Source organism: Serratia sp. GW822-FHT06E05 (assembly GCF_058799445.1).
Genome location: NZ_JBXALM010000001.1, coordinates 1066073 through 1081402, shown reverse-complemented (window position 1 = coordinate 1081402; position 15330 = coordinate 1066073). Strand labels below are relative to the sequence as shown.

Here is a 15330-nt window from a genome sequence, read left to right as displayed (position 1 = left end):
ACAGAATAAGATCAGCGGAGCCGTTGTCCATGCAGGATCGCAATTTTGACGATATTGCTGAAAAGTTTGCGCGTAATATTTACGGCACCACCAAAGGGAAAATCCGTCAGGCGGTAGTCTGGCAGGATCTGACCACGCTGTTGGCCCAGTTGCCGCAGCGGCCGCTGCGCATTCTGGATGCCGGCGGCGGCGAAGGCCATATGGCCTGCCAATTGGCAGAATTAGGACATCAGGTGTTGTTGTGCGATCTTTCTGGTGAGATGATCCAACGCGCCGCATTACTGGCTGAGCAGAAAGGTGTGAGCCAGAACATGCAATTCATACAAAGTTCAGCACAGGATATTGGCCAACATTTGGAACAGCCGGTTGATCTGGTATTGTTTCATGCTGTGCTTGAATGGATTGCCGAACCTGAAGCGGCACTGCGGGCGTTGTTCGACTGCCTGCTGCCAGGTGGCGCGCTGTCATTGATGTTCTTTAATGCCAATGGCCTCTTGATGCGTAACGTGGTGTTGGGTAATTTCCAACTGGTGAACCCCGAGGTCAGAAGGCGCAGAAAGCGTTCGTTATCACCGCAATATCCACATAGTCCGCCGCAGGTATACGGCTGGCTGGAACAATTGGGCATGCGCATCAGCGGGAAAACCGGCGTGCGGGTGTTCCACGATTACCTGCAAAGCAGGCAGTTACAGACGCAAAAATTTGAAGAGTTACTGGCGCTTGAACAGCACTATTGCCGGCAGGAGCCGTACGTGAGTTTGGGGCGCTATATTCACGTCATGGCGCATAAACCAAACCTGAAGGACGAACTATGAGTGAATTTTCCCAGACAGTACCCGAACTGGTCGCCTGGGCACGGAAAAATGATTTCTCTATTTCGCTCCCTACGGAGCGTCTCGCGTTTTTGCTTGCTATCGCCACATTGAACGGCGAGCGGCTGGACGGCGAGATGAGCGAAGGTGAGCTGGTTGATGCATTTCGCCATGTCAGCAAGGGTTTCGAACAGACGCATGAAACGGTGGCGGTCCGCGCCAACAATGCGATTAACGACATGGTGCGCCAGCGCCTGTTAAACCGCTTCACCAGCGAACTGGCGGACGGTAACGCAATTTACCGTTTGACGCCGCTGGGGATCGGCATTACCGATTACTATATTCGTCAGCGCGAATTCTCCACGCTGCGTCTGTCGATGCAGCTGTCGATCGTGGCGCAGGAGCTGAAACGCGCCGCCGACGCCGCCGAAGAGGGCGGTGACGATTTCCACTGGCACCGCAACGTATTTGCCCCGCTGAAATATTCGGTAGCGGAAATCTTCGACAGCATCGACATGACCCAACGGGTGATGGATGAACAGCAGCAGGGCGTAAAAGATGATATCGCCGCGCTGCTGAACCAGGACTGGCGGGCAGCCATTTCCAGCTGTGAGATGCTGCTGTCCGAAACCTCAGGCACCCTGCGTGAACTGCAGGATACTCTGGAGGCGGCAGGCGACAAGCTGCAGGCCAACCTGCTGCGCATTCAGGATGCTACACTGGGTGGCGCGGAGCTTGGCTTCGTCGATAAGCTGGTGTTCGACTTGCAAAGCAAGCTCGACCGCATCATCAGTTGGGGCCAGCAGGCGATCGACCTGTGGATTGGCTACGACCGCCACGTGCACAAATTTATCCGTACCGCGATCGACATGGACAAGAACCGGGTGTTCGCCCAGCGTTTGCGTCAGTCGGTGCAGAACTATTTCGACAACCCATGGACACTGACCCATGCCAACGCCGATCGCCTGCTGGATATGCGTGACGAAGAGCTGGCCTTGCGCAGCGAGGAAGTGACCGGGGAATTGCCGCCGGATCTGGAATTCGAGGAGTTCAGCGAAATTCGCGAGCAACTGGCGGCCATGATCGAACAGGCATTGAAGATTTATCAGGAACAACAGATGCCGCTCAATTTAGGGGCGGTGATGCGCGATTATCTGGCGCAATATCCGCGTGCCCGTCATTTCGATGTGGCACGTATAGTGGTCGACCAGGCAGTGCGCCTTGGTGTGGCTGAAGCAGATTTTTCAGGGTTGCCGGCACAATGGCAGGCAATCAATGATTACGGAGCCAAGGTCCAGGCCCATGTCATCGACAAATATTGAACAAGTAATGCCAGTCAAGCTGGCCAAGGCATTGTCTAACGCGCTGTTCCCTGCGCTGGACAGCCATCTGCGCGCAGGTCGTCACATCGGTATCGATGAGCTGGACAACCACGCCTTCTTAATGGATTTCCAGGATGAACTGGAAGAGTTTTACGCCCGCTACAGCGTGGAGTTGATCCGCGCGCCGGAAGGGTTCTTCTATCTGCGTCCGCGCTCTACTACGCTGATCCCGCGTTCGGTTTTATCCGAGCTGGACATGATGGTGGGGAAAATCCTGTGCTATCTCTACCTCAGCCCGGAGCGTCTGGCGCATGAGGGGATTTTCAGTCATCAGGAGCTGTACGACGAGTTGCTGAGCCTGGCGGACGAAACCAAATTGCTGAAGTTCGTTAATCAGCGCTCTACCGGTTCGGATCTCGATCGCCAGAAGCTGCACGAAAAAGTGCGCACTTCACTGAACCGCCTGCGTCGTCTGGGCATGATCTACTTCATGGGCAATGACAGCAGCAAGTTCCGCATCACCGAAGCGGTGTTCCGCTTTGGCGCCGATGTGCGCAGCGGTGACGATCCACGTGAAGCACAGTTACGTATGATCCGTGACGGCGAAGCGATGCCGGTTGAAAACAGCCTGTCGCTGACTGATGAAAGCGATGCTGAAGATTCGCAGCTTGATACCACACCGGACAGTGCAGAGGATGAACAGGAATGATTGAACGCGGTAAATTTCGCTCGCTGACGCTGGTCAACTGGAACGGCTTCTTCGCCCGCACCTTTGATCTCGATGAGTTGGTGACCACGCTGTCCGGCGGTAATGGGGCAGGGAAATCCACCACCATGGCGGCTTTCGTCACTGCGCTTATCCCCGACTTGACGCTGTTGCACTTTCGTAACACCACCGAAGCCGGCGCCACCAGCGGCTCGCGCGACAAGGGCCTGCACGGTAAGCTGCGTGCCGGGGTGTGTTATTCCACTCTCGATGTGATCAACTCACGCCACCAGCGTGTCGTGGTGGGCGTGCGCCTGCAACAGGTGGCCGGCCGTGACCGTAAAGTGGACATCAAGCCATTCACCATCCAGGGCCTGCCAACGGCAGTACAGCCGACCGAACTTTTGACCCAAACGGTGGGCGAGCGCCAGGCGCGCGTGCTGACACTGCAGGAGTTGAAAGAGCGGGTTGAAGAGATGGAAGGCGTGCAGTTCAAGCAATTCAACTCCATCACCGACTACCACTCATTAATGTTCGATCTGGGCGTGATCCCGAAACGCTTGCGTTCATCGTCCGATCGCAGCAAGTTCTATCGTCTGATCGAAGCTTCACTGTACGGCGGTATTTCCAGCGCCATCACCCGCTCATTGCGCGACTATCTGTTGCCGGAAAACAGCGGCGTGCGCAAGGCCTTCCAGGACATGGAAGCGGCGTTGCGTGAAAACCGCATGACGCTGGAAGCGATCCGCGTGACCCAAAGCGATCGCGATCTGTTCAAGCACCTGATTTCAGAAGCCACCTCCTACGTGGCGGCGGACTATATGCGCCATGCCAATGAGCGGCGTATTCATCTGGACGGCGCGCTGGCATTGCGCAGCGATCTGTTGGGCAGCCGCAAACAGCTGGCTGCTGAGCAGTATCGCCATGTCGAAATGGCGCGCGAACTGGCGGAGCAGAGTGGCGCAGAATCCGATCTGGAAACGGATTATCAGGCCGCCAGCGATCACCTTAACCTGGTGCAGACGGCGATGCGTCAGCAGGAAAAGATCGAGCGCTATGAAGGCGATCTGGAAGAGCTGACCTACCGTCTGGAAGAACAGAACGAAGTGGTGGCGGAGGCCAGCGAACAGCAGGCGGAAAACGAAGCGCGCGCCGAGGCGGCCGAACTGGAAGTGGATGAGCTGAAAAGCCAACTCGCCGACTACCAGCAGGCGCTGGACGTGCAGCAGACCCGCGCCATTCAATATCAGCAAGCGTTGCAGGCGTTGGAACGTGCGCGAGCACTGTGCCAACTGCCGGAGCTGACCGCCGAAAATGCCGAACAGTGGCTGGATACTTTCCAGGCGCGTGAGCAAGAGGCGACGGAAGCCTTGCTGATGCTCGAGCAGAAACTGAGCGTGGCCGATGCCGCGCACGGTCAGTTTGAACAGGCTTATCAGCTGGTGGGGAAAATCGCCGGTCAGGTCAGCCGCAGCGAAGCCTGGCAGTGCGCGCGCGAATTGCTGCGTGACTGGCCATCGCAACAACACCTTGCCGAACGCGTACAGCCATTGCGCATGCGCCTGAGCGAGCTGGAACAACGTCTGCGCTCCCAGCAGGATGCCGAACGCCTGCTGCAGGAATTCTGCAAGCGGCATGGTCAGCAGTATCAGCCGGATGAACTCGATGCTCTGCAACAAGAGCTGGAAGAGCGTCTGGAGTCGCTGTCGCAAAGCGTCAGCGAGGCCGGCGAACGCCGGATGGAAATGCGCCAGGAACTGGAGCAAATTCAGCAACGCATTCGTGAGCTCACCACCCGCGCCCCTGTCTGGTTAGCGGCGCAGGATGCCCTGAGCCAGCTCAGCGAGCAGAGTGGCGAACCGCTGGAAAGCAGCCAGCAGGTGACTGAGTACATGCAGCAACTGCTGGAGCGCGAACGTGAAACCACCGTTGAGCGTGACGAAGTGGCTGCCAGCAAGCGTGCGGTTGAAGCGCAGATCGAACGTCTCAGCCAGCCGGGCGGGGCCGAAGACCAACGCCTGGTTACGCTGGCCGAACGTTTTGGCGGCGTGCTGCTCTCCGAAATTTACGACGATGTCACTATCGACGATGCGCCTTACTTCTCCGCATTGTATGGCCCGTCGCGTCACGCGATCGTGGTGCCGGATCTGTCGCTGGTCCGCGAAATGCTGGAAGGGTTGGAAGATTGTCCGGAAGATCTCTATCTGATCGAAGGGGATCCGCAGTCATTCGATGACAGCGTGTTCGCCGTTGAAGAGCAGGACAGAGCGGTGTTGGTGAAAACCGCCGATCGCCAATGGCGTTACTCCCGTTATCCGGAAGTGCCGCTGTTTGGTCGCGCTGCCCGCGAAAACCGCCTGGAAGTGCTGCACGCCGAGCGTGAAACGCTGGCTGAGCGTTACGCCACGCTGTCATTCGACGTGCAAAAGACCCAGCGTTCGCATCAGGCCTTCAGCCGCTTCATCGGCTCTCATCTGGCGGTGGCGTTTGACGCCGATCCGGAAGCGGAAATCCGCAGCCTCACTTCCCGTCGCGGTGAAGTAGAGCGCGCGCTGAACAACCATGAAGCGCAGAACCAGCAGCAACGCCAGCAATATGAGCAGGCGAAAGAAGGCATCTCCGCGCTTAACCGCCTGATGCCGTTGGTCTCATTGTTAAACGATGAAACCTTGCAGGATCGCGTAGAAGAAATCCGTGAAGAGCTGGAAGAGGCGCAGGATGCCGCGCGTCATATTCAGCAGCACGGCGTTTCCCTGACCAAGCTTGAGCCGTTGCTGTCGGTGCTGCAGAGCGATCCGCAGCAACATGAACAGCTGCAGCAGGATTACATCCAGGCGCAAAGCGTACAGCGTCAGGCTAAACAGCAGGCGTTTGCCTTGATCGAAGTGGTACAGCGCCGCGCGCACTTCGGTTATACCGACTCTGCCGGTATGCAAAACGCCAACAACGATTTGAACGACAAGCTGCGCCAACGTCTTGAGCACGCGGAAGCGGAACGTACCCGTGCCCGCGAGCAGTTACGTCAGTATCAGACCCAGTTTACTCAGTACAGCCAAGTGTTGGCGTCGCTGAAAAGCTCGTATGACGCCAAGCGCGACATGCTGAAAGAACTGAGCCAGGAGCTGGTCGACATTGGCGTACAGGCGGATGCCAATGCTGAAGCCCGTGCCCGTGCACGTCGTGATGAACTGCACGCCGGCCTGAGCAACAACCGCGCGCGCCGTAACCAGTTGGAAAAACAGCTGACCTTCTGCGAAGCGGAAATGGACGGCTTGCAGAAGAAACTGCGTAAGCTTGAGCGTGATTACCATCAGTTGCGTGAGCAGGTGGTGACCGCCAAGGCGGGCTGGTGCGCAGTGATGCGCATGGTGAAAGACAACGGAGTTGAGCGTCGTCTGCACCGTCGCGAACTGGCTTATATGGACGGCGACGAACTGCGCTCGATGTCGGATAAGGCGCTCGGTGCGCTGCGTCTGGCAGTATCGGATAACGAACATCTGCGTGACGTGCTGCGTCTGTCGGAAGATCCTAAGCGTCCTGAACGCAAGATCCAGTTCTATATCGCGGTGTACCAGCATTTGCGCGAGCGTATTCGTCAGGATATCATCCGTACCGACGACCCGGTCGAGGCTATCGAACAGATGGAGATCGAACTGGGCCGTCTGACCGAAGAGCTGACCGCCCGTGAGCAGAAGCTGGCGATCAGCTCCAAGAGCGTGGCCAACATCATTCGCAAAACCATCCAGCGCGAACAGAACCGTATCCGCATGCTCAACCAGGGCTTGCAGGCGGTTTCCTTCGGTCAGGTGAAAAGCGTGCGATTGAACGTCAACGTGCGTGAAGCGCATGCGACCATGTTGGACGTGCTCTCTGAGCAGCAGGAACAGCATCAGGATCTGTTTAACAGCAACCGCCTGACCTTCTCAGAAGCGCTGGCCAAGCTGTACCAGCGCCTGAATCCGCAGATTGATATGGGCCAGCGCACGCCGCAGACCATCGGTGAAGAGCTGCTGGATTACCGTAACTACCTCGAGCTGGAAGTGGAAGTGTTCCGCGGCTCCGACGGCTGGTTGCGTGCCGAGAGCGGCGCGTTGTCTACCGGTGAAGCGATCGGTACCGGGATGTCGATTCTGGTGATGGTGGTACAGAGTTGGGAAGAAGAATCTCGCCGCCTGCGCGGTAAAGATATCTCCCCATGCCGTCTGCTGTTCCTCGATGAAGCGGCTCGACTGGATGCCAAATCCATCGCGACCCTGTTCGAGTTGTGCGATCGCCTGGAAATGCAGCTGATCATCGCCGCACCGGAAAACATCAGCCCGGAAAAAGGGACCACGTATAAGCTGGTGCGTAAGGTGTTCCAGAACCATGAACACGTACACGTTGTGGGGCTGCGCGGTTTCGCTAACGAACCGCCTGCGGCACTGGGTGTCACCGCGGCTGAAACGCCGTAAGCGCAAAAAAGCCCGCTAATAATCTGAAAATAGCCGCCCTGGGGTGGCTATTTTTTTGTACGCATGGATGATAGTCCTGCTTTTTTATCCGCTTTTAAACGGGTAGCTTAATGAATTACAGTTATTCATTAGTGCCAAAGGGCAAAATGGCTTTTCTGTTCGTATACTGAAACTAATAAGCTGTCTTAGTTGTATTTTTTGTGAGCATACAGGGGGCAATGGATGTTGCTTAGAAATGGAAACAAGGTACGACGTTTGGCGTTGAGTTGTGCAATGGCATGTGGTCTTGCGTCGTCGCTACCCGTATGGGCAACCGTTCCTGCATTCCCGGTGGCATCTTCCGGCATGTCAGTTGCGCAAAGTCGTTCGGAATTGCTTGCGGCATTGCCGAAGGGCATCACACCGCATTATCTTTCAACGCTTGCTCCTTTGTACGCAGCGAACCGGATGCAACTGATGTGGCAGGATCGCGAAGCGGTACAGCAATTTCAGCAGCAACTGGCTGAATTGGCAATGTCCGGTGTGCAACCGCAGTTCACCCAATGGGTGAGATTATTGACTAACCCTGCTATTACCGGTGTAGCGCGCGATATCGTTTTGTCTGATGCGATGTTGGGCTATTTGCAGTTCGTTTCGTCGATCGGTGCCAATGGCAACAGCTGGCTGTATAGCAACATTCCCTACAAGCTCGGTTTACCACCCAATACGGTGATTAACCAGTGGCAGTTGGCGGTGCGTCAGGGTAAAACGGTGCCGTATGTCAACTCGCTGGCACCACAGCACCCGCAATACGCCAAGATGCATCAGGCATTACGCGACATGCTGGCTGATGGACGCCCATGGCCACAGATGGCCAATGGCCCGAGTTTGCGCCCCGATCAACTGAGCGATGATATTCCTGCCTTGCGCGAGATCCTGGCGCGCAACGGTATGCTGACCACTTCTGCCGCGCCGGCAGAGGCGCAGGAGCCGCCTGCGGTATTGACCGGTTCGCGCAATGAGCCAGACGATGGTGGCTTATCGGTAGATGAAGAGAAAAATCGCGAGGCCCAGAGTGCGGTAGTCAGCCCGGCCGCCGCGCCGGTAAAAGACTTGGCGCCGTCACCGCAATCGCCGTTCAGTCAGCAGCAGGAGAGTCCGGTCACGGTCACGGACAATCGCTATACTGCCGATTTGGTTGAGGGCGTTAAACGCTTCCAGAAATGGCAAGGGTTGAGCGCTGATGGCGTGATTGGCGTACGCACCCGCGAATGGCTTAACGTGACGCCGCAAATGCGAGCTTCGCTGCTGGCCCTGAACATCCAGCGTTTACGCATTCTTCCCGGCCGTGTTGACACCGGAATTATGGTCAACATTCCTAACTACTCGTTGACCTATTACCTGAACGGCAATGAGGTGCTTTCGTCACGGGTGATCGTAGGGCGGCCCAGCCGCAAGACGCCGTTGATGAACAGTGCGCTGAACAATGTGGTAGTTAACCCGCCGTGGAACGTGCCGACCACGCTGGTGCGCGAAGACATTGTGCCGAAGGCGATGCGTGACGGCAGCTACTTCCAAAAACACGGTTATACCGTGCTTTCCGGCTGGAGCAACGATGCTGAGGTGATCAACCCGGCAATGATCGACTGGAATATGGTGTCGGCCCGTAACTTCCCGTACCGGATCCGCCAGGCTCCGGGAGCGACCAACTCGCTGGGGCGTTTTAAATTCAACATGCCGAGTTCGGACGCCATCTATTTGCACGACACGCCGAACCATAACCTGTTCCAGAAAGACATTCGTGCCCTGAGCTCGGGTTGCGTGCGGGTCAACAAGGCTTCGGATTTGGCGAATATGCTGTTGCAGGATGCGGGCTGGAACAATACCCGTGTTTCCTCGACCCTAAAACAGGGAAATACCACCTACGTAAATATCCGCCAGCATATTCCGGTTAAATTGTATTATTTAACCGCCTGGGTCTCTGATGATGGAAAGCCACAATTCCGTACAGATATTTACAATTACGATGATACGGTGAGATCGGGTGCACAAATTTTGGCTCAGGCCGAAAAATTAATGCAATAAATGCAGTAATTATAAATAAATAACGGTCAGAATATCGGGCCATGGTGCAGGCACTCATTCCGTGAGTGCCTGCAAACCGCGGGATATCACGGGTTGACTCAATCAGTGTGGGCGGTTATGGTTCAGGCAGTGCGCTGTTTTGTGCATATATTTTGATATTCTTGCCGGGTTTAACAGAAACATGGACAAAATTGATCATCATCGCCGTAAGTGGCTGGCGTTAGGTAGCGCCGCTGTGGGCATAGCGCTGCTCCCTGGGCAAGCCTTTGCCAGTCTTTCTACTTCGCGCCCGCGTATTCTTGTCGTTAATAATATGCATACGGGCGAATCCTTGAAAGCCGAATTCTTCGACGGCAAGGGATATAATAAAGACGAATTAGTTCGTCTTAATCATCTCTTCCGTGATTATCGAGCCAATAAAGTCAAGTCGATCGATCCTCGTCTATTTGATCACCTCTATCGCCTGCAGGGTCTGTTGGGCACCAACAAACCGGTACAGCTGGTTTCAGGTTATCGTTCCCTGGATACCAACAATGAGCTGCGTGAGCGCAGCCGCGGTGTGGCCAAGCACAGCTATCATACCAAGGGCCAGGCGATGGACTTCCATATCGAAGGCATCCAGTTGAGCAATATCCGCAAAGCGGCGTTAAAAATGAGCGCCGGTGGTGTAGGATATTACCCACGTAGCAACTTTGTACACATTGATACCGGTCCGGTGCGGACCTGGTAATCGCTGTGCACCATAAGTGAGTAGCGCCAGCCCGTCATGGTATGGCGCTGTTGTCGTTGGAGCCTTATGAAATACCAAATTATTCCCGTTACCGCTTTTAGTCAGAATTGCAGCCTGATCTGGTGTGAGAGTACCCAACAGGCGGCGTTGGTCGATCCCGGCGGCGAAGCGGAAAAATTAAAGGCCGAAATTGCCAGGCAGGGCGTGACGGTCACGCAGATCCTGTTGACGCACGGCCATCTCGATCACGTAGGGGCAGCGGCTGAGCTGGCGGAACACTATCAGGTACCGATCTACGGTCCGGACAAGGAAGACGCTTTCTGGTTGGATGGTCTGCCTGCACAGAGCCGGATGTTTGGTCTGGAAGAGTGTGCGCCTCTGACGCCAACTCGCTGGCTGGCAGAAGGCGACAGCGTGCAGGTGGGTGAAATGACGCTCAAGGTGCTGCATTGCCCGGGACATACGCCTGGTCATATCGTGTTTATTAATGAGCAGGCGCGGTTGGCGCTGGTGGGTGACGTATTGTTTAACGGTGGCGTGGGTCGCAGCGACTTCCCACGCGGCGATCACCAGGCATTAATCAACTCGATCCGCACCAAGCTCCTGCCACAGGGGGATGACATGGCGTTTATCCCGGGGCACGGACCGATGTCTACCTTCGGTCAGGAGCGTGAAACCAATCCGTTCCTGCGAGAAGAACCGGCCATCTGGTAAGGTTATTTCCCGGCAGAAATAACTAAGGGGCGCATTTAGCGCCCCTTTTGCTTATTTGAAACCGTAACCTTTACAGCACGGCGACGATGGCTTCGCACAGAGGCGCCATATTGTCTGGCGTCATGCCGGCGACGTTAACCCGGCCGGAGTTAACGGCGTAAACGCCAAATTCGTCACGCAGGCGCAGCACCTGTTCTTTGGTCAATCCGCTGAACGAGAACATGCCGTTCTGATTAATGATAAAGCTGAAGTCCTGCTCTGCGCCTTTCTCCTGCAGAGTATTCACGAACAGCTGACGCATGCGGTGAATGCGTTGACGCATATCGGTCAGCTCCTGCTCCCACAGGGCACGCAGCGCATCATCACCCAGGATGGTCGCAACCACCGCAGCACCGTGTGACGGCGGGTTGGAGTAGTTGGCGCGAATGGCGGCTTTCACCTGGCTGAAGGCGCGGTCAGCGGTATCTGCATCTGCAGCCACCAGAGTACAGGCGCCGACGCGTTCGTTGTATAGGCCGAAATTCTTCGAGTACGAGCTGGCTACGATCAGTTCCTGATGTTTGGCGGCGAAAATACGCAGGCCCTGCGCATCTTCTTCCAGGCCTTTCGCGAAGCCTTGATAAGCAAAGTCGAACAGCGGCAGCCAGCCATTAGCCACAGACAGCTCGGCTAACTGAGCCCACTGCTCAGGCGTAGGGTCAATGCCGGTTGGGTTATGGCAGCAACCATGGAACAGAACCACATCGCCTGCCTGAGCCTGTTTCAGGCTGTTCAGCAGGCCATCGAAGTCCAGCGCATGATTGGCCGCATCGTAGTAGGCATATTCCAGCACTTCCAGGCCGACGGCGCCAAACACATTTTTATGGTTCGGCCAGCTTGGGTTGCTGATCCAGATGCGTTTAGCGCTGGTCTGGTTGGCGATGAAGTCAGCTGCCACACGCAGGCCGCCGGTGCCACCAGGCGTTTGCGCGGTGCGCGCACGCTTGTCGGCAATGATTGGACTTTGTTTGCCGAACAGCAGCTCTTGCGTGCAGTTGGCGAAAGCGGGGATGCCCTCAATGCCGAGATAGTTTTTGGTGGATTCATTTTCCAGCAGATACTGCTCAGCTTTTTTCACGCTGGTCAGCACCGGCGTTTTGCCGGTTTCGTCTTTGTAGACGCCAATGCCCAAATTGATTTTGTTCGGGCGCGCGTCGGCGCGGAAAATGTCGGTCAGACCCAGAATCGGATCGGCAGGTGCAGCAGTGATTTTTTCAAACATGTCAGGTGCTTCCATGGCTCGGAGTTAAGCAGACAGAAGCATCAGGGTAGCGCCAGTTATGCGCTTTGCCAACCGTTTGCGAGAAAAACACAGCGATCTTGTGAAGGGCGCAGATTCAGCATAAAAAATGAGGAAGAAGGGGACATTGGCAGGATAAAAATTTACGCGTAGCGCAAAAACAAAAACAGGGCCGAAGCCCTGTTTTTTAACTTAGCCGACGGTGAACCGCCGTTAAGTGAGACAACTTAGAACTGGTAAACCAGGCCAACACCTACGATATCATCGGTAGCGGTGCCAGTGGCTTTAGTGAACTCGTTGTCGTCCAGCAGGTTGATTTTGTAATCAACGTAGGTAGACATGTTTTTGTTGAAGTAGTAAGTGGTACCAACAGAAACATATTTAACCAGATCTTGGTCAGTACCTGCGCCAGGGACGTTCAGGTTCTTACCTTTAGACTGCAGGTAAGACACTTCTGGACGCAGACCGAAGTCGAACTGGTACTGTGCGGTCACTTCGAAGTTCTGAGTTTTGCTGGCGAAGCCGCCGCAATCGGTAGAAGCATTACAGGTTGAGCTGAAGTTGCCGCCGCCGAATGGAGTCATGTTACGAGTTTCTGCGTACATAGCTGCCAGGTAAACGTTGTTAGCGTCGTATTTCGCGCCAACGGTCCATGCATCAGCTTTGTCGCCACGTTCGTTAGAACGCAGTTTTTGATCATCGGTACGGTTGGAAGAAGCGTATGCTGCACCTACGCTGATGCCTTCGCCGATGTCATAAGTAGAAGACAGGCCCCAGCCGTCGCCGTTTTGTTTCTTGATGTCACGGTCGTCGTTCTGATTTTTACCTTGGTACTGAACAGCGAAGTTCAGACCGTCAACCAGACCGAAGAAGTTGTTGTTACGGTAAGTAGCAACGCCGTTGGTACGGCCAGTCATGTAGTTGTCGGTAATGGTGTAAGTATCGCCACCGAACTCTGGCAGCATATCTGTCCAGCCTTCTACGTCGTACAGTACGCCGTAGTTACGGCCGTAGTCGAATGAACCGTAGTCAGCAAATTTCAGACCAGCGAAGCCCAGACGAGTCTTGGTGCCTTCGGTGCCTTGAGATTCAGAGTGGTTAGCCTGAACGTTGTATTCCCACTGGCCGTAACCGGTCAGTTGGTCAGTAATCTGGGTTTCACCTTTGAAGCCGAAACGAACATAGGACTGATCGCCATCATTGCCTTTGTCGTCTGAGAAGTAGTGCAGACCGTCAACTTTACCGTACAGATCCAGTTTGTTGCCGTCTTTGTTGTAGATTTCAGCAGCGTTAGCTGCACCAGCGGCTAACAGAGCTGGGATTACCACTGCAAGAATATTGCGCTTCATCATTATATTACCCTCATTGGTGTTATTCGGACACCTTTGCCACTGCCGCCAATAATTCTTTTGGAACTATTGTTGATAGATTGGTGTCGTCCTGTGTCTGCACGCAGTGTTCCATTCACGGGCGGGTTAATCTAGAACGAAAATGCTACCAATGTCCCAATGAGGTTTCAAAAAGAAAGTATTTGTAACAAAATGTAATTTTGAGGGAACTTTGTGACGCAGGTCAATATTAAAAAATGCGAAAGGCCAGCTAAGCTGGCCTTGGTTTTGTAACTAAATTAATTAGAAAATGTATTATCTGATTAATTAAAAGGTTGCATTACGTGGTGTGCGAGGGAACGGAATTACGTCGCGCACGTTTTGCACACCGGTGACATAGGCGATTAAACGCTCAAAACCTAAACCGAAGCCGGCGTGTGGCACGGTGCCGTAACGACGCAGGTCACGATACCACCAATAATCTTCTTTATTCAGGCCCATGGCATCCAGACGCTGATCCAGCACGTCCAGACGTTCTTCACGCTGAGCACCGCCGATGATCTCGCCGATGCCTGGGGCCAACACGTCCATCGCCGCAACGGTTTTACCGTCGTCGTTCATACGCATATAGAAAGCTTTGATGTCTTTCGGGTAGTTTTTCACCACCACCGGCGCTTTGAAGTGTTTCTCGGCCAGATAACGCTCATGCTCGGAAGACAGATCGATACCCCAGGAAACCGGGTTCTCGAAAGTCTGGCCAGAGGCGATCAGAATTTCCACCGCTTCGGTGTAATCAACCTGAGCGAAGTCGGAAGAAACAAAACGCTTCAGGCGGTCAATCGCATCTTTGTCTACGCGTTCTGCGAAGAACTGCATGTCATCCATACGCTCGTTCAATACGGCCTGGAACACATACTTCAGCATTTTCTCTGCCAGTTCCGCGATATCCTCGAGGTCAGCAAAGGCGACTTCCGGTTCGATCATCCAAAACTCGGCCAGGTGACGGCTGGTGTTGGAGTTTTCGGCGCGGAAAGTCGGGCCGAAGGTGTAAATTTTCGACAACGCACAGGCGTAGGTTTCGCCGTTCAACTGGCCGGAAACGGTCAGGAACGCTTCTTTACCGAAAAAGTCCTGGCTGAAATCGACAGCGCCTTTATCGGTGCGCGGCAGGTTTTCCAGATCCAGCGTGGAAACGCGGAACATTTCGCCGGCGCCTTCGGTATCGGAAGCGGTGATCAGCGGGGTGGAAACCCAGAAGAAACCATTCTCGTGATAGAAGCGGTGAATAGCCTGCGCCAGGGTATGGCGAACACGGGCAACGGCACCGATCAGGTTGGTACGTGGGCGCAGGTGCGCCACTTCGCGCAGATATTCGATGCTGTGGCGTTTGGCCGCCATCGGGTACGTGTCCGGATCGTCAACCCAACCGACCACTTTAATCTCAGTCGCCTGCAGTTCGAAACTCTGACCTTCGCCTGGAGAGGCGACCACTTTGCCGGTCACTTCAATTGAGCAGCCGGTGGTCAGATGCAGCACTTCATCCTGATAATTCGGCAGAGAATTATTAACGACGGCCTGTAACGGATCAAAGCAGGAACCGTCATAGACGGCCAGGAAGGAGATACCAGCTTTAGAATCTCTCCGGGTACGCACCCAACCGCGCACGGTGACTTCACTGTCAACCGCAGCACGGCCTTGCAGTACGTCGACTACAGGCACTACGCTCATAGATTTCTCTCTTAATAATTTGGTTTAGAAATAGCTTACAACCCAAGAATATGGGGATGTTGCTATGTTACTTGCCGCGGTGCAGAGCACAAGCAGAAATCGCCGGATTGGAGCAACATTTCTTGGCTCTGGGCGAAAAGGGAGCACGGCGAAGTCTCTTATAAAGAAGAAAAAAGCCGGCGTGAGCTCTTCAGCC

Annotated in this window: 10 protein-coding genes; 7 read left to right on the top strand and 3 right to left on the bottom strand. The window is 54.8% G+C overall.

From position 1 onward, the window contains the following. The first annotated feature begins 29 nt into the window (after positions 1 to 29). The 7 genes from cmoM to AC1RKC_RS05130 all read left to right on the top strand — a co-directional run bounded on the left by cmoM (position 30) and on the right by AC1RKC_RS05130 (position 10799). On the top strand, positions 30 to 815 hold the full coding sequence (cmoM, locus tag AC1RKC_RS05160) for a tRNA uridine 5-oxyacetic acid(34) methyltransferase CmoM (protein ID WP_020826142.1): 786 nt from the start codon (positions 30 to 32) through the stop codon (positions 813 to 815). Further along, the gene (mukF, locus tag AC1RKC_RS05155; protein ID WP_020826143.1) at positions 812 to 2134 is read left to right on the top strand and encodes a chromosome partition protein MukF; all 1323 of its coding nucleotides are present in this window, start codon (positions 812 to 814) and stop codon (positions 2132 to 2134) included. Before cmoM ends, mukF begins: the two co-directional genes overlap by 4 nt. After that, a complete protein-coding gene (mukE, locus tag AC1RKC_RS05150) occupies positions 2115 to 2843 on the top strand; it encodes a chromosome partition protein MukE (protein ID WP_041414390.1) in 729 nt (242 codons plus the stop codon). The genes mukF and mukE overlap by 20 nt, the downstream gene beginning before the upstream one ends. After that, complete coding sequence (gene mukB, locus AC1RKC_RS05145) at positions 2840 to 7291, top strand: chromosome partition protein MukB (protein WP_493091971.1); 4452 nt, start codon at positions 2840 to 2842, stop codon at positions 7289 to 7291. Before mukE ends, mukB begins: the two co-directional genes overlap by 4 nt. Positions 7292 to 7513: 222 nt before the next feature. Next, positions 7514 to 9355 (top strand): L,D-transpeptidase, encoded by a 1842-nt coding sequence (gene ldtD, locus AC1RKC_RS05140; RefSeq protein ID WP_149573094.1) that lies wholly within the window; start codon positions 7514 to 7516, stop codon positions 9353 to 9355. Positions 9356 to 9536: 181 nt separating this feature from the next. After that, a complete protein-coding gene (gene mepK, locus AC1RKC_RS05135; protein WP_020826147.1) occupies positions 9537 to 10085 on the top strand; it encodes a peptidoglycan L,D-endopeptidase MepK in 549 nt (182 codons plus the stop codon). 66 nt (positions 10086 to 10151) lie between these two features. Beyond that, positions 10152 to 10799: an MBL fold metallo-hydrolase gene (locus tag AC1RKC_RS05130; RefSeq protein WP_261138409.1), complete on the top strand. Its 648-nt coding sequence runs from the start codon at positions 10152 to 10154 to the stop codon at positions 10797 to 10799. A 70-nt stretch (positions 10800 to 10869) separates the two neighbouring features. Here AC1RKC_RS05130 and AC1RKC_RS05125 read toward each other — a convergent pair whose 3' ends face one another. The 3 genes from AC1RKC_RS05125 to asnS form a co-directional block, all read right to left on the bottom strand. Further along, positions 10870 to 12060, bottom strand: a complete 1191-nt coding sequence (locus AC1RKC_RS05125; RefSeq protein ID WP_261138407.1) for an amino acid aminotransferase — start codon at positions 12058 to 12060, stop codon at positions 10870 to 10872. 245 nt (positions 12061 to 12305) lie between these two features. Continuing rightward, positions 12306 to 13430, bottom strand: coding sequence for a porin OmpC (gene ompC / locus AC1RKC_RS05120; RefSeq protein ID WP_020826150.1), 1125 nt, complete (start codon positions 13428 to 13430; stop codon positions 12306 to 12308). A 303-nt stretch (positions 13431 to 13733) separates the two neighbouring features. Then, positions 13734 to 15134 (bottom strand): asparagine--tRNA ligase, encoded by a 1401-nt coding sequence (asnS, locus tag AC1RKC_RS05115; RefSeq protein ID WP_020826151.1) that lies wholly within the window; start codon positions 15132 to 15134, stop codon positions 13734 to 13736. Positions 15135 to 15330 lie beyond the last annotated feature (196 nt).

Bases quoted from the DNA above. Each gene is read 5' to 3' on its own strand.
- cmoM (WP_020826142.1), top strand. From the start codon at position 30: ATGCAGGATCGCAATTTTGACGATATTGCTGAAAAGTTTGCGCGTAAT.
- mukF (WP_020826143.1), top strand. From the start codon at position 812: ATGAGTGAATTTTCCCAGACAGTACCCGAACTGGTCGCCTGGGCACGG.
- mukE (WP_041414390.1), top strand. From the start codon at position 2,115: ATGTCATCGACAAATATTGAACAAGTAATGCCAGTCAAGCTGGCCAAG.
- mukB (WP_493091971.1), top strand. From the start codon at position 2,840: ATGATTGAACGCGGTAAATTTCGCTCGCTGACGCTGGTCAACTGGAAC.
- ldtD (WP_149573094.1), top strand. From the start codon at position 7,514: ATGTTGCTTAGAAATGGAAACAAGGTACGACGTTTGGCGTTGAGTTGT.
- mepK (WP_020826147.1), top strand. From the start codon at position 9,537: ATGGACAAAATTGATCATCATCGCCGTAAGTGGCTGGCGTTAGGTAGC.
- AC1RKC_RS05130 (WP_261138409.1), top strand. From the start codon at position 10,152: ATGAAATACCAAATTATTCCCGTTACCGCTTTTAGTCAGAATTGCAGC.
- AC1RKC_RS05125 (WP_261138407.1), bottom strand. From the start codon at position 12,060: ATGTTTGAAAAAATCACTGCTGCACCTGCCGATCCGATTCTGGGTCTG.
- ompC (WP_020826150.1), bottom strand. From the start codon at position 13,430: ATGATGAAGCGCAATATTCTTGCAGTGGTAATCCCAGCTCTGTTAGCC.
- asnS (WP_020826151.1), bottom strand. From the start codon at position 15,134: ATGAGCGTAGTGCCTGTAGTCGACGTACTGCAAGGCCGTGCTGCGGTT.